The organism is Providencia sp. PROV048 (genome assembly GCF_033688165.1).
GTDB classification, from domain to species: Bacteria; Pseudomonadota; Gammaproteobacteria; order Enterobacterales; family Enterobacteriaceae; genus Providencia; species Providencia hangzhouensis.
Window position 1 is genome coordinate 1594078 of record NZ_CP096360.1, and the last position, 16169, is coordinate 1610246.

The window sequence follows — 16169 nt, forward strand, 5'->3', positions numbered from 1 at the left end:
AATTAATGATTCTTTTTTATTATCATTAAATTAGCATAATGCTTGGTCAATAACCTGATAAACATCATCAATGGTGCGGCAGCGACGTAATTTATCAAGGTCGACACCGGTTTCACTGTTTTCATCATCGAGAACGCGAGTCACTTCCATCAAGCCTTCCATATGTTCATCTGATGAGCTACCCGCTAAGGTGATCAGCACATCAACGGGTTCATCCTCGCCATCAAAAATAATGGGTTTGTCTAGAGTGACTAAAGCAAAGGCTGTTTTTAGTACACCATCTTCAGGTCTTGCATGGGGAAGGGCCAAATTAGGCGCGATACAAATATAAGGCCCAAGTTTTTCGACGCTGCTGATGATTGCCTCATGATAACTGGGTTTTATCGCCCCCGAAGCGATGAGCAGGTCTGTACCTATCTTAATAGCATCACGCCAGTTATCAGCGGATGCTTGTAGCTGTATCGAATTATTGTCGATTAGTGATTGTTTAAATCCCATCATTGCCTTCCTATTTTTCAACGTTAAGGGGGTAGATACCGTTATGAGCGATATCTATTCCTATGACTTAGGCTATTTATTTCCGATAAAATTAGTATGTATGATATCGAGTAGTTCATCACCGAATGAGTTAGGGTTGAGCATATTTTGTACGCCAAGCACAAATTTCCCATCACCGGGGTCCATTTCTGAGCTTAAATGCTTAGAGGAAACGATAATATCAGTGGCTGTTAATTTTGATTTATAGTCAGATACGGCGCAGGAGTCCATGGTGTGTGGGATCCCTTTTTTCTCAAGATACTGGCCAATTTTCATTTTCATCATCATTGACGAGCCTTGTCCATTACCGCAAACTGCTAAGATACGTACAGGTTTAGCGCCGCTATTTTCAAGTGGGGCTGCTTCAGCTTTCTCATTGACCTCACTTTCAGCTTCGGTTGGACTTCGTGCGTCTTCTTCAGCGCGTAATTTTTTTGCGGCAAAGTACATATAGACAAAGGAGAGGGCGACAACCACAAAGAAGAACATTTTAGAGAAAGACAAACCTTGCATAATGACAGGGAAAGCTAATGCCCAGTCGGCCATTCCCATCCAACCGCTAAATTCAGTACCTTGTCGATTGATAAGATCAATGGCCCAAGCGGAACCTAATATCTCGATAACGCCCATGACAAAACAGACTTTCATAACCGCTTTCCAGCCGCCAAAATGGTTTGCAAAGATACCAATAGTGGCGTTGGAGAAAAACATTGGGATAAAACCAGGAATAATCATAATTGGCGAGTTAAATGCCAACATACCCAGAACGGCAACAAATTGCCCAATTGCCCCCCACATAAAGCCAAATACCATCGCATTAGGTGAGAAAGCGTAGATTGCTGCACAATCGATAGCGAGTACAGCGTTGGGAATGACACGTTCGGAGATCCCTTTAAAGGCCTCAGAAAGCTCGGCAACAAACATTCGCACACCCGTTACAATGATTTGGATAGCAACGGCAAATTTTAAACCTGTTTCAATAATATAAATGGTCCAGTGGGTGGTCCCTGCCATGGTTTGCAGATTAGGTATACCAAAGGAAATTAAGATCACACCAAAGAATAAGGTCATCACAATGGCAGTAGCGGAAATACTGTCATGGAAGATATGCAGCCATTTGGGCAGTTTTAAATTATCAACACTGTCTTTTCTATCCCCCAATTTCGGGGAAACTTTGGTTGCTATCCATGAGGCAAACTGCTGCTGGTGGCCGATAGAAAAACCGGCACCGCCAGTGACTTCTTGCGTTGGCTTAAACATAATATTGGAAGAAATTCCCCAATACAGCGCCATTAATACCGCAGAATACAAAATGGTTTCCCACATGCTTGAGCCGAGCACAAAATAGAAAACAGCGATTAGGCCTGCTTGTTGAAACATAATATGCCCTGTCAACATAATGGTACGAATACCCGTGACGCGGCGAAAAAGGACTAAAACAATATTAATTGCGAGAGCTAATAAAACGGTATAGCCCACCCAAGAATAGTTATCACCCATGGCTTCCATTGTCGCCATCATTGACGTATATGGGTCAATAACTGAGCCCGTAAGTCCATGGTATTCAGACATTTTTTCTATTACGGGTTTAAAACTGGAAACTAAAGTACTGGCTCCAACGCCAACTAGCATAAAACCAACAATCGTTTTGATTGTCCCTTTGAGGATTGTCGTGCCATCGCGTTTTAATAGCCAATAACCAATAAATGTGACTAAGCCTAATAATAGAGGCGCTTTTGTCATTACTTGGCTGTAAAAAATATAGAAAGCGTCGTATAAAAAATCCATATTTTTACCTCTAATCAAATTGTATTTGTAATTTATCTGGGTCAGAGATGATTCATATTGATCGTATCTGGTGTTATTGCGATATAATCATTTAAAGGGGTTAAACAATCCTGCAAAAATCAAATGTGATCATATGTAATCATGAATTGCTCTTTTATGATTGTTTGCATTTGTCTGTTTTTTTACCAGTAAAAAAATAAATAAATGGCGACCTGATCACGTAAAATTTAAAATATTCATGTATATCAATGTGATATTTTTACTTGAATCAAATATTGTTTTTTTGCATAAGCAAAGGTTGACAATATTAGATGAGATAAATAGAATCAAAACTAATCACTAGTAATCATTTTGAGTCATGTGTCATCATGGTCGTGATTATTAACTAATAAGGCGATGATTATGAATGAAGTGCAAAGACACAATGAAATATTGTCGTTATTGGAAACGCATCGAGTGATCAATGTTTCTCATATAACCGAACAATTTAGTGTGTCTCCTGCAACTGCTCGTCGTGATATTTCAAAGTTAGATGAGCAAGGTAAATTGCGAAAAGTCCGTAATGGCGCAGAACGTATTGAAAATAAAAAGCGTAAGTGGACACCGTTAAACATCAATAGTACTGAGCACTATGAAGAAAAGTCTGAAATCGCAATTAAAGCGGCAGAACTTTGTCTTCCGGGAGAAAGCGCTGTAATTAACTGTGGTTCAACCGCGTTTATGTTAGGGCAGCAGTTGTGCGGTAAAAACGTGCAAATTGTGACGAATTATTTTCCATTAGCGAGTTATTTGATTGACCAAGACCATGATGACGTCATTTTAATCGGTGGGCAGTATAACAAAGCACAAAACATTTTTTTGAATCCTGCTTTGAACACGTTAATGGGCTATGCCGGTAACTGGATGTTTACTTCAGGTAAAGGATTAACGGAAGCTGGCTTATACAAAGCGGATATGTTAACTGCGGTAGCAGAGCAGCAAATGCTTGATCAAATTGATAAATTAGTCGTTGTTGTAGACAGTTCCAAAGTGGGTCATCGAACGGGAATGTTATTTTGCCCAGCTAATAAGATAGATGTTCTTATCACTGGAAGAAATGCCAATGCTGAGGTTATCAAAGCGATTGCCGAGCAGGGCACGCGAGTGATACTGGTTTAATTCCGTCGAATACCTGATTTTTTAATATAGACAAATTCAGCTGCCATGCCTTAATTTCTCGATTAAGGCATCAGGCTCCCTACATCTAAAATTCTAGAAAAGGTATTGTTACTATGAGCAAAGTAAATGAAATCACACGTGAATCTTGGATTTTAAGTACGTTTCCTGAGTGGGGAACGTGGCTAAATGAAGAAATTGAAAAAACGGTTGTTGAACCCAATACCTTTTCAATGTGGTGGCTGGGGTGCACAGGTATTTGGTTAAAGAGTGAGGGAAATACCAATGTTTGTATCGATTTTTGGTGTGGAACAGGGAAAAAAACGCAAAAAAATCCACTCATGAATAAGCAACACCAAATGATGCGTATGGGCGGTGTTGAAGCGCTACAACCAAACTTACGTACTGCGATTTTCCCTTTAGATCCGTTTGCGATTAAAGAAGTTGATGCGATTTTGGCCTCTCATGACCATGCTGACCATATCGATGTCAATGTCGCTGCTGCGGTAATGCAAAACTGTGGTGACCACGTTAAATTTATTGGCCCTCAAGCTTGTGTGGATTTATGGATAAAATGGGGAGTACCAACCGAACGTTGCGTTGTTGCCAAAGTCGGTGATGTACTGGAAGTGGGGGATATGAAAATCCGTGTGTTAGATTCATTTGACCGCACAGCATTGGTGACATTGCCACAGGGTGTTTCTTCTTATGATAAGCAAATTTTAGATGGCATGGATTCTCGTGCGGTGAACTACTTGATAGAAACAACTGGCGGCTCTATTTATCATTCCGGCGATTCACATTATTCAAACTATTATGCGGCGCATGGTAACCGTTACAATATTGATGTCGCACTGCTTTCTTTTGGCGAAAACCCACGTGGTGTGACGGATAAAATGACGTCATCGGATATTTTACGTGCAGCAGAGTCATTAGATTGTGAGCGTGTTATTCCATTCCACCATGATATTTGGGCAAACTTCCAAAATGATCCGCGGGAAATTGAAGTCTTGTGGAATATGAAAAAAGAGCGTTTGCAATATAAATTTGCCCCGTTCTTCTGGCAAGTGGGTGGGAAATATACTTATCCAACAGATAAAGACCGCATGCATTATCAACATTTCCGCGGCTTTAGTGATATTTTCAAAAATGAACCTGAATTGCCATATAAAGCGTTTTTATAATTAATCCTGCTATTAAAAGCAGCGTTTAAGGAAACTTAGACGCTGTTTTTTTATTTTATTTAAAAAATATATATATTCAAATAATATGTATTGCCAATATATTTATTATCTATGTGGCATTATTTTTTATTAATCTACAGACGTTGACTGTCTTAATTTAATATTTTCTAATGTTAGTGTTATCAATGTAGATAACTTATCTGATTCAATAAAAATAATTTTTGCTGATTTAATTTCAGTTGTTAATGATGTTAAATTTAAAAACTTTTTAGAAAACCTAACAGGAAGTAAAGTAAATGTTATATCAAACATGTACTTAAGCAAGTTTGATAAAGATGATTTTCTAACTACACATTGTGACTCCGATGATGGGATAGGTATTGTAATTAACCTAACAAAGGAATGGGAAGCAAATTATGGAGGGTTAACGATGATTTTAGATAATGATAAAAAGACAATTTTAGATACTTTTATCCCGTCATATTTAAATATTTTAATTTTTGATACAAAAAAAAGAAAAATCCCACATTTCGTTTCCACAGTGACATCTAATAGAACAAGTAAAAGAATGGCATTAGTTGTGAGGTATAATGAAGCAAATTAAAGTACTTCTTTGTGCTATTTTAATATCATTCATATGGGGGAGTGCATTTCCTATATCAAAACTAGCGATTGACCAAGTAGGTGTTTGGGCTTTTAGAATCTACTCCCTAATTATTTCAGTTATTTTTTTGTGCTTTGTTTTTTTCTTTTTTAGTCGGTGTCGGTTTAATTTTCGAGAGTTTGTAAACAGTATCCCACTTGGTTTTTTAAATGTTTTTTTAGTTCCTATATTAAATAGTTTGGCGTTAAAGTATACAGAAGCGGTAAAGGCATCTGTACTTGTTTATACAATGCCAGTAATGGCAACAGTTGTATTGGGTGTAATAAATAAACATATTGAAACTCGGTCAGTATTTGTATCTTTGTTATGCATTAGTGGTATTTTTATCTTTATATCACCAGTTGGTATAAGTATTGGTGAAATGATAATTTTATTAAGTGCATTTATGTGGGCACTAGGAACTATTTTATCTGAAAAAATTACCATGAAAATAAACCTAACTTCAAAAGTATTTTATCAAAATATAGTATCATTTGTTTTTTTTATTTTATTAATTCCATTTTTAAATGTTGATTTAAACATATTGAGTAATATACATTCTGAATTTTTTATGAGTGTATATATACCAATTATCTATATGGGGATAGCTAATGGCGTGATTGTTTATGTTCTTTGGTATTATATGATAGAGTATGGTGGCGCAAAGCTTTCATCATACTCAATTCTTATTTCACCAATCATTAGTGTGATGATTTCATCCTATCTTTTAGATGAGACAATGACAATTTCGATGATAATCGGTATGTTATTTATTTTGTTAAGTATGTTAATTGTACTTTCAGAAAAAAATAAAAATTGATATTGAAGTCACCGATAATATGCTTTTAGTGATTATTTTCTTATGGGGCACATTCCCCCTCCGCCCTTATGGGTGAAGGGAGAATGTGCTATTCACAATGCTAAGTTTCCCTTGTTACCTAATGACATTTTGTATTATTCAAAGAGTGGGATATTACTCAAGAATAAACATGCCGTATGGGTGGATCTGCAAATAGAGGTTTTCCCCGACAGAAGGTTGTAATTGAGTGGCATTAATTTGCAGCAACATTGATTGACCATGCCAATCAACAGTGACTTCATATTGAGGCCCCATATAAGCGACGTGAGTCACTGTACAGCGTTGGCTGTCTTCACCTTGTAAACTCAGCGTGATAGCTTCGGGACGAACCCCCACAGTTACCGCGGTTTTATCAGTAACAAACTGTTCTGGGCGTGGTAAGCGATAATTGAAAATATCCACGGAATCCGCACTGAGCGTCGCAGGGAAAATATTGGCATCCCCCATAAAGCTGGCCATAAATTTTGACGCTGGCTGGCGGTAGAGCTCTTGCGGTGAGCCGAGTTGCATGATTTTCCCTTTATTCATGACCAACACCATATCCGAAACCGCAAAGGCCTCGCTTTGGTCATGGGTAACATACAAAGAGGTGATATTAAACTGCTGCTGTAACTCACGGATTTTTTCACGCATGCTACGACGTAAATTTGCATCCAAGTTACTTAATGGCTCATCGAACAACAGCACTTTTGGCTTAAGGATCAATGCGCGAGCTAAGGCAACTCGTTGCTGTTGTCCCCCAGAAATTTGGTCGACAAAGCGGCCAGCAAAACCTGCTAAATCCACTAATTCTAATGCCTCGTCAACTCGTTTTTTTATTTCGGCTTTGGGTAATCCTAACATTTTTAAGCCATAACCCACGTTGTCCCCCAAGGACATATGCGGGAACAGGGCATAAGATTGGAAAACCATACAGATATCGCGTTGTTGAATGGAACGGTCTGTCACATCTTCACCGTCAATAAACATACGGCCTTCAGTCGGTTTTTCTAAGCCAGCCACTAAACGCAATACGGTGGTTTTACCGCAGCCTGATGGGCCGAGTAGGGTCACCATGCTACCTTGCGGAATTGAAAGACTTAAATCATCGATGACGGTATTGTTGCCAAAGCGTTTAGTCACATTTTTTAGTTCAACAAAATGATGTTGTGTCATGTCAGTTACTCCATGATTACTGTGCATTTTTGGCTTTGGAACGTGAAACACGGGCTTCGCCAATCAAATAGTCAAATAAGAAAATAATTGCCAACATTACGACAATCAGGATTGAGCCATAGGCAATGGCAACGCCATATTCACCGTCTTCAACACGGTTCAAAATATAAGCCGTTGCGACGCGAGTATCTGGAGTAACCAAGAATACAATCGCACTGACAGTGGTGATCGCACGGACAAAGCTATAAATCAGCGCCGATAAAATGGCTGGGCGCAACAAGGGTAATAGGATAAAGAAGATGGTACGCATTGAACCCGCTCGTAAGCTGAGTGACGCTTCATCCAATGATTTATCAATTTGCCCTAAACCTGCAATACCAGCACGGATACCCACAGGGACGTTACGCATGGTCATTGAAATAATGACGATGGCAGCCGTTCCCGTTAAATAAAACGGTGAGTCGTTAAAGGCTAAAATGTATGACACACCTGCCACGGTACCTGGAACCGCAAAACACAACATCGTCGTGAATTCGATGGTCTTTTTACCACGGAAGTCTTGGCGAACTACGATATAGGCAATTAGTAAACCAAGGATCGCGGTAATAGGTGCCGCAATACCTGCATACAGAAGCGTATCTAACAGTGACGGCCATGCACCATCACTCATACCCTGACCAAATAATTTAATAAAATTATCTAAGGTTAAGGTGTAATCAACACCCCAGTTCACGGTAAAGCTACCGTAGAAAATGCTACCGTATAACAATATGTTAAATGCAACCCAAATAGCTAAGAAGGCTGTTACAGTGGCAATTAACGATGTTGGTAACGGCTGAACATCACCACGGTAAGATTTCCCGGACACAGTGACATAGGAGCGTTTGCCTATCCACATATACTGAACGCAGAAGACTAAAAGTGAGAACACTAGTAGTGACGCACCCAAGGTACTGGCGGCTTGATAATCTAACTGCGACCCAGTGATATAGAAGTAAATTTGCGTCGCGAGTACGTCGAAGTTACCACCTAAAACTAATGGGTTACTAAAGTCAGCCAATGATTGCACTATGACGATTAAAAATGCGTTTGCCAAAGCAGGTTTCAGTAATGGCATAAATACATTAAAGAAAGTTTGGTAACGGTTGGCACGCAATGTATAAGACGCTTCTTCTAAAGATGGGTGAATGGTTTTAATCGCACCATCTAAAATCATGAATGACATCGGGGTGAATGCTAGCACTTGCGCTAACCAAATTCCCGTAAAGCCATATAGCCAGTTGGTATTTTCAAGGCCCATATAAGTAGCAAGGAATTCGGTAATATACCCTGAACGCCCCATCATCAATGTGACCCCTAGACCGACGACAAATGGGGGAGTGACGATAGGCAAAATAGAAAAAACACGGCCAATGATGGCGGAGCGTTTAGCAATACGCGTCGTATAAATGGCTAAAATTAAACCAAAGAAAGTACAGCCAGCCCCTACTGCTAACGATAAAAATACAGAGTTAATAATAACTTGGACAATATGCGATTGTGTCAAAATTGCCACAAAGGCGAATGGCGCAAAGTCTCCGTTTCCATCAGTAAACATCGGGATAAAAATAGCGACACTTGGGAACACAATAAACAGGGTTATTAAAGCAACAACGGTGATCAGTGAGCCAATAACAAACTGGTCTCCACCGAGCCACTCAAGGCGGGTTAACGCCAATGTCATCACCATTCCCAAGGCGATAAATAGCACAATAGCTGAGTAACCTAACCCTTTTCCTTCAAAGTAGGAGGTTAAGATCACCACGGCGGCGGTGATAACAGCCACGCCAATATCGACGTAATGCCGTGTTTTATGATAACGATCCGCTGGTGTTAACGGGCGAATAAATAAAATAGAAGGTAATAAATACCAAAGCCAACTAATGTTTAGGCTACTCCAACCGTAAGCCGCTATGATCTCGTCTTGTGTTGAATCAAGTACGCCATAGTCTAGGCTCCAAGAAGGTAGTAACGCGAAACCTAGCCATGCAATCAGCAACCAAAAGAATATGCTATCCTTTTTGGTTGGGGTCGATAAGGTTAGGGTTTGAGACATAGTTCCCCCTAAGCTCGTCATATTTTGCGCTGTCACGGTATTGGCTTCACTCCGTTACCCTAGTCACATACTTATGTATGCTCCTAGGGATAACGTCACTTGCCGCCTAGTGACAACACTCATAATTTGAAGCTTAATTAAATTAATTTTTTATTTTAGTTAAGTAAGTGCTCAGTGCGGCGAGTAAACGCCGCACTTAATGCTATTTGCTCATTTTGACTTCAGTAACCCATTTATTGATAAGGTTTTTACGGACGTCAGCATCACCGTATTTATCCATATCGTAATTAATTAGGTTCAAGTCATTGAGTTTTAATGAAATAGGCGAGGATTCTGCCGTTGTGTTGGTTAAGATTTGGTAAGATTTCCCTTCTTTCCAGCTCAGCTCTTGAGCTTCTTTCGATAAGACGAAATCAACGAATAATTTGGCGTTATCCATATTGCGTGCATTTTTCAGGATACTGATCCCGCCAATTTCATAGCCAGTACCTTCGCATGGTGCGATAAGCTCTAATGGCGCGCCATTTTCCACTTCTAATGAATAATCATGTAAAAAGCCAATACCAATGGCGGACTCACCGCGAGCGGCGTTACGTGCTGGGGCAATACCTGACTTAGTATATTGAGAGATATTTGAGTTTAATTTTTTCAGGTAATCAAAGGCTTGCTCATTACCCCATAATTGGTCGAAAGTGGCTAATGCGGTATAAGCAGTTCCTGAACTTTGTGGGTCTGCAATTTGAATTTCGCCTTTATATTCAGGTTTGGTTAAATCTTTCCAGCAAGTTGGGATAGGTAACCCTTTCTCTTTTAGGCGGTCTTTGTTAACGCCAAACCCTAAAATACCGATGTAAACTGCGGAAGAATAGTTACCTTTACGTTTTGCTGGGTCTTGGAACTGCGGCATAATTTCAGACAGATTTGGCGACTTGTATGGCTCAAGTAAATCCATTTCTCCTGCTTGTGAATGAGGGTCTAATGTACCGCCATACCACACGTCAGCTTGTGGGTTACGTTTTTCGGCCTCAATTTTGGCTAAAGTACTGCCAGAACCATTACGTACAAATGTGGTTTTGACATCGTATTTTTTCGCAAAAGCTTGCGTTTCAGTTTCGCACATGGCGTTAGTGGCGCTACAGTAAACAACCAAACGGCCCGCAGCATTTGCAGTGGTAGAAATAGCCGCTAGTGATAAACCAGCAGCGATAAGCGTAGAGAGAGTTTTCAGTTTCATTTTCAGTCCTTTATTCAGGTTTTATTATCAGAGGGTGAAACAGTGCCTGCTAAATGCTCTCGCTTGCTGACATTGGCAATCAATAGAGGCATTAGCAGTAATCCCATCAAAGCCGCGGCACTGGCCAGTAAAGAAAACATTCCTGACCAACCATAATGTGCAATGACTTGAGAGAGCGGCCATCCCGCAATTGCCGCCCCTAAATAGGCGTACAATCCAAGATAGCCCGTTACCGCCCCAGCTGCTTTTTTATGACAATATTCTGTTGCAGCTAAGCCGATTAACATTTGTGGTCCAAACACAAAAAATCCGATAGCAAAGAAACATACAGCCAATAAAGCGTAGTGATGAATTGGCGTTAACCATAAGGCGCTAACTGAGACACAAAGCCCCAAAGAAAACAGTAGGATCATTGGCGCTCGTTGGCCGCGAAATAGGATATCAGAGCCCCAGCCAGAGCAGAGAGCACCTAATAATCCCCCCAATTCAAATAACGATAATGTTGCATTTGCACTGAGTAAATTAGTGCCATGTTTCTCTGTTAACCATAAATTCCCCCAATCGTTTATCGCCATGCGAATGAGATAAACCAAAATATAGGAGAAACCCAGTAACCAAATCATACGGTTAAAAATAATGGCATCTTTTAAAATCGTTAACATCGGCATGGGAGGGGACAAACGCTCTTGGCGTAACTCCAACACATCTTGTCGCCATTGCCCCACGCTTGGAAGCTGTTCTTCTTGTGGTGTGCCACGTAATTGGCGGCACAGCCATAACCCAATGATGACTCCAATAACGCCAGGGACAATTAATGCCATTTGCCAGCTGTACTGGGTTGCCAATAATGCCGTTAGCAGAGGCAGTAACATTCCCCCTAGGTTGATGGAAATATTCCACAGCCCCCACCAAAACCCACGTTCATTGCGTGAATACCAGTGCGTTAGAATGCGTGCGCAAGGTGGCCAGCCCCAGCCTTGAAAAAAGCCATTTAGTGTCCACACGATTAATAACGCCGGAAACGATAAGCAATAGGCAAAAATAATATTTAGTAGCCCTGTCATCACTAAGCCGACACCCATAAACCAACGGTATCCGGTGATATCGTGGAAAATTCCCGATAAAAACTTAGAAATACCGTAGGTTAAATAAAATGCAGTCGCTATCCAGCCAATATCGCTTTTATCGAGAAACAGCTCGTTTTGCATGACAGGCATCACGAAGTTAAAACTCTTTCGCGTAAGGTAAAAAGTGGCATAACCAATAATCATTGATAGCATTAAGCGGCGACGCCAAAAACGATACGTGTTATCCAGACTCAAGGTGTCTTTACCTGTCATAGGGCGGTTTCTCTTGTTAGGCAAAATGTAATCAAGTTTTTAACAAAAAGGATGAGAGAAGGTATTAGGGGACTAGGAATTATTCCTAGTTTTGCAATGTTTTATCTCAAAATGTGGGCAAGTTAACACTTATTTGTGTTCCGTTTTGTGTGGTCAATGTCCAGTCACCACCTAAGGCTCGAACTCGCTCCTCAATACCGCGTAAACCAAAGCCACTCGTGCGTTTGCTAAATGGAATGCCAACGCCATTGTCATCAACAACTAGCTGGATCGAGTCACCTATTTGCTTAAGAGATATGTGAATTTGTGTGGCTTTTGCATGTTTACTGATATTGTTAAGTAATTCTTGGACGAGGCGATAAAGTGTAAATAAAACCGTTTCATTGATCGGCGTTTCTTGTAAGCCATAATGAAAGTGACATTGAATATTATTCTGTGGAAAAGAAAATTCAGTAATTAAGTGCTTAAGTGCATTTTCAAGGGACATTTCATCCAATACGGGAGGGCGCAATTGGCGCAATAATTGCCGCGTAGATTGGTGAATTTGCTGAGCTAGTTCATTTATTTGACTTGCTGCTTGGTGGCTGATGTCGTCAGATGCTGTTTTTTTCACTAGCATTGACTGAATTTGGATGGCAGTAATATTTTGCCCAATTTCATCATGCAACTCGCGAGCAATCGCTTTTTTGATATCTTCCTCGGTATGAACGAGTTGTAACATTAAGTCGCGTCGCGCTTTTAGCTCTTGCTCTAAGCGTTGTCGGTAGCGTTGTAGGTTACTCGCCAGTTGTTTTTGTCGGCTAATTGCTATCCCAAGCCCAATGCCAATTAAGGCTTGGGAACTGAGAAACATTTCTAGCTCTTCTAAATCAACAAAGGCACCGTGAAATTGCCGTGCAAAAGTAATAATTAAACTGCCTAATAATGCAGAAAGTACGCCGCCCTGCCAACCATAGCGATAAGCCATAAAAACATTAGGAATAAAGACGAGTAGGACAATTAACCGCTCAATTTCGGGGGCAAAAAAGACTTGGGCACTCAACCCAACGACACAGAATAGAAAACACCAAACTATTAAAGAGGTTCGTAATTGTTTATCTGGCGTTCCATAATCAAGGAGCATTTGGTAGTGCTGCTCGTGGAGATATTCATAAATAAGGTAAACAAAAGGAGAGAGTAGCATTCCTCCGGTGAATGTTGTTAGGAATAATTGGCTAATGGAATAAGATGATAACCCACTGAATAATAAAGCATGTAATACACTATTTGCGGCGACACCTGCGAGTAATAATAGTAATCGTTGCCAATATAACGTATAGCGCCACCAAATGTTTTGAATGACGAAGGCAACACCGAGACTCAATAATGGAGATAACAGTAAAACAGGTTGGAAGAGCAGTTGCTCTGATGATAACCAAAAATTTAATATCCCTTCGCTGAGTAGTAGTGTTGGCCAGTAACGTCGCCACAGGATAATCATCAATGCTAGGCGCAAGCCTTGCGGAAGAAATAAAGTTGCTTGAAAACTGTTTTGACTTAAATAAAAGCCGATGATCCACAACCCTATCCATAACAGAGAATAGGTAAAAAATAGAAAGATGGACTGCAGTGTTAAACGTAAGCTTTTATTCATGCCGAAATTACCTTGATATTAGGTTATGCTCTAACGCGTAATGAACAAGGTCGATGGTATTTTCGCATTGTAATTTGCCTAATATATTTGCACGATGCACATGCACAGTTTTATGGCTTAATTCAAGTTGCTCTGCGATCACTTTTACACTCAAGCCAGCAACTAATAAATCAAACACTTCCCGTTCCCGAGGCGTGAGTTCTTGTAGACTTTGCTGCTGTTGGGGTGAGTGGCGTAACGCTCTCATGGCATCGGCGCATAGGTAGCAGCCTCCTTGGTGCACTGAGCGAACCGCTTGCACTAATTCTTCAGGGCCACAGCGTTTAGTTAAATACGCACTGGCTCCAGCATCTAAAGCACTTTGCACAAAAGCGGGGGTATCATAAATACTCAAGATAATGGTGCGAAAATCCGGCTTTTTTTGGCGCAACCGTGATAAAAGTTGCAGGCCGTTCTCATCTGGCATTGAAATATCCATGATGGCAACATCAATATCTAAATTAAGCAAATTAGGCCAAGCTTCTTGAGCATTAGCATATTGCCCGACAACCGAAATATCAGGTTCAAGTGTTAATAGTTGTGCGAAGCCAGAACGCACAACGATATGGTCATCAACTAACGCGATTTTTATCATATTTTTTATCAATTTGATGAGTAGGGTATTGGCAAATCTTATAGCAAGACGAACAGGGATAAGCTACTAACATAATTTAAAATTCTGATATTCATCAGGTATTTTCTTTAATTATCCTGCTTTAGTGCTTTGATTGTATAAAGCAGGATAGCGGACGTTAAATGGGGTATGCTTCAATAATGGAAATATGACATTGTGTTGAAATAATTTGTTTTAATTGTAAGTTTGCTTGATTTAGCAGTGAATTGAACTCAGTTTCTGTGCGTTCATGGCCTTCATCAAATAAAACCATCTGTACTAAATCCATATTTTTACTGAAGTGGGGGTGATTGTCGTTGGTAACAATATTTTCAATGATTAGTAACTTAGAGTTAGGACTCATCGACTTTCTAATTGTTTTAAGTATCTTTATTGCAACAGTATCTGACCAATTATGAGTAATATACTTGAGTAAATAAATATCAGCTTCAGGGCAGGCTTCAAGAAATGAGCCAGCTTGGATGCTCCAACGGGGGGGGGCATCTAGTTGATTAAGAATATGTTTTTCTAATACTTGGGCTTTATCAAATAATATGCCTTTTAATGTTAAATTTGCTTTCATAACCTCTAAAAGTAACCCACCACAGCCGCCGCCAATGTCTGCAACGAGAGCGTTATCTGGGAAACTATAACTTTCTACGACAAATGCATTTTCTAATTTACTTACAGACGAAATGCCTTCGTGGAAATTATCACTATCAGTAATTCGTTCATCCCAATATTCATAAAAACTCATTCCAAACATGCTGTTAAACAAATGGGGTTCAAACGCGCTGCGGTGTAACTCGCCTGCGGGTAACCAGAACGAAGGGTCAGTAAACATCAATACCGCTTGCCGTAATGAAAACGTATTCTTTTCAGATAAATATTGTGCGGCGGGTGTGAGGTCAAATTTGTTATCAGGGGTTAGCTTAAAAATATCTTTAGTGGCTAATAATCGTAATAATCGAGTGAGTTCTCGGGGATTTGCTCCCGTTTCTTTGGCGAGTTCTTCAGCTGTTTTGGAACCTGATTGTAATGCTTCTGCAATACGCAGTTTCACCGCGGCACGTAGTGCAGCTTGGTATAAATAGCCAATAGATTGCTCTAAAATATGTAAAGCTGGTTGAAGATCCTGCATAGGTAATGAGGGCATTTTATTCATAAATACACCTTAAACAAGAAAGTAACAATAAAATATAATGATTGGTAAAGTATCTCTGCTGTTTTTATTATAGATGGATTTAACCAAAGTCAAATATATCAATTACATATTGTTGTCTTGCTCTCTATCTTAATTAGTGCCTTACGGTAAATCATTAATTATTCTAATTTAATTTATATTAAGTGTATATTTAATGTGTGATTAAACGACAGTGTCTTAAATAAGAGACAAACACACTATAGCCGTGTCTCCAAAAGGCGACATTTATCTTATTGATATTTAAGGTATTTGAAAATGAGCTAATCGGGTGTCATAAATTAGCGACACTTAAGAAAAAACAGTAAGCGGGTACGGTGTATTAAAAAGTAGCTAAAGTGGGATTAAAAATAAATTTTGTTTTTAATCATGTAGATATAAAATTTCTTGAAAAGTTGGCACGGCTTGTGCATAATAATATTCAGTTGCTCATTCAACTTCTTATGTAGGTCCAAAATTAGTTGGGTACATACCACATAAACCAAGAATGACGCCAAAGTAAGGTGCCTACCGTCCAACAGCATAGATATTCGCCTTCGGGCCTTATCAAACACAGGGCGACACGTGGAGTGAGGCACCACCTATATGATTATCTTTAATGTAAAGACATAATCATATAAAAAGCATTATAGAAGTTGTTATCGCTGGCGGGGTGAAGGTCAATACTTCATCCCGCCTTCCTGTTTTATGCCC

The 16169-nt window shown here is 39.8% G+C and carries 13 protein-coding genes; 4 read left to right on the forward strand and 9 right to left on the reverse strand.

What is annotated here, in order from left to right; genetic code table 11:
• Positions 1–30: 30 nt before the first annotated feature.
• Positions 31–498, reverse strand: coding sequence for a PTS sugar transporter subunit IIA (locus M1F26_RS06895; protein ID WP_094961694.1), 468 nt, complete (start codon positions 496–498; stop codon positions 31–33).
• Between the two features lie 72 nt (positions 499–570).
• The gene (locus M1F26_RS06900) at positions 571–2325 is read right to left on the reverse strand and encodes a PTS ascorbate-specific subunit IIBC (RefSeq protein ID WP_140172298.1); all 1755 of its coding nucleotides are present in this window, start codon (positions 2323–2325) and stop codon (positions 571–573) included.
• A gap of 402 nt (positions 2326–2727) precedes the next feature.
• Between M1F26_RS06900 and ulaR the strand changes: the two genes are divergently transcribed.
• The 4 genes from ulaR to M1F26_RS06920 all read left to right on the forward strand — a co-directional run bounded on the left by ulaR (position 2728) and on the right by M1F26_RS06920 (position 6127).
• Positions 2728–3483: an HTH-type transcriptional regulator UlaR gene (gene ulaR, locus M1F26_RS06905; protein WP_164455448.1), complete on the forward strand. Its 756-nt coding sequence runs from the start codon at positions 2728–2730 to the stop codon at positions 3481–3483.
• Between the two features lie 113 nt (positions 3484–3596).
• Positions 3597–4664 (forward strand): L-ascorbate 6-phosphate lactonase, encoded by a 1068-nt coding sequence (gene ulaG / locus M1F26_RS06910; protein ID WP_140172300.1) that lies wholly within the window; start codon positions 3597–3599, stop codon positions 4662–4664.
• A gap of 310 nt (positions 4665–4974) precedes the next feature.
• Complete coding sequence (locus M1F26_RS06915; protein WP_140172301.1) at positions 4975–5268, forward strand: 2OG-Fe(II) oxygenase family protein; 294 nt, start codon at positions 4975–4977, stop codon at positions 5266–5268.
• Positions 5255–6127: a DMT family transporter gene (locus M1F26_RS06920; protein WP_196731758.1), complete on the forward strand. Its 873-nt coding sequence runs from the start codon at positions 5255–5257 to the stop codon at positions 6125–6127. The genes M1F26_RS06915 and M1F26_RS06920 overlap by 14 nt, the downstream gene beginning before the upstream one ends.
• 153 nt (positions 6128–6280) lie before the next feature.
• Here the strand turns inward: M1F26_RS06920 and fbpC are convergent, their stop codons facing one another.
• From fbpC to M1F26_RS06955, 7 genes are all read right to left on the reverse strand, one after another.
• A complete protein-coding gene (fbpC, locus tag M1F26_RS06925; protein ID WP_140172302.1) occupies positions 6281–7321 on the reverse strand; it encodes a ferric ABC transporter ATP-binding protein in 1041 nt (346 codons plus the stop codon).
• 16 nt (positions 7322–7337) lie between these two features.
• Complete coding sequence (locus tag M1F26_RS06930; RefSeq protein ID WP_094961701.1) at positions 7338–9416, reverse strand: ABC transporter permease; 2079 nt, start codon at positions 9414–9416, stop codon at positions 7338–7340.
• A 202-nt stretch (positions 9417–9618) separates the two neighbouring features.
• Complete coding sequence (locus tag M1F26_RS06935; RefSeq protein WP_140172303.1) at positions 9619–10650, reverse strand: ABC transporter substrate-binding protein; 1032 nt, start codon at positions 10648–10650, stop codon at positions 9619–9621.
• Positions 10651–10664: 14 nt separating this feature from the next.
• Complete coding sequence (gene uhpC, locus M1F26_RS06940; protein ID WP_036959008.1) at positions 10665–11990, reverse strand: MFS transporter family glucose-6-phosphate receptor UhpC; 1326 nt, start codon at positions 11988–11990, stop codon at positions 10665–10667.
• A 106-nt stretch (positions 11991–12096) separates the two neighbouring features.
• A complete protein-coding gene (locus tag M1F26_RS06945) occupies positions 12097–13623 on the reverse strand; it encodes an MASE1 domain-containing protein (RefSeq protein WP_140172304.1) in 1527 nt (508 codons plus the stop codon).
• A 7-nt stretch (positions 13624–13630) separates the two neighbouring features.
• Positions 13631–14257: a response regulator transcription factor gene (locus M1F26_RS06950; protein ID WP_004264947.1), complete on the reverse strand. Its 627-nt coding sequence runs from the start codon at positions 14255–14257 to the stop codon at positions 13631–13633.
• Positions 14258–14414: 157 nt separating this feature from the next.
• Positions 14415–15440, reverse strand: a complete 1026-nt coding sequence (locus M1F26_RS06955; protein ID WP_004264946.1) for a methyltransferase — start codon at positions 15438–15440, stop codon at positions 14415–14417.
• Positions 15441–16169 lie beyond the last annotated feature (729 nt).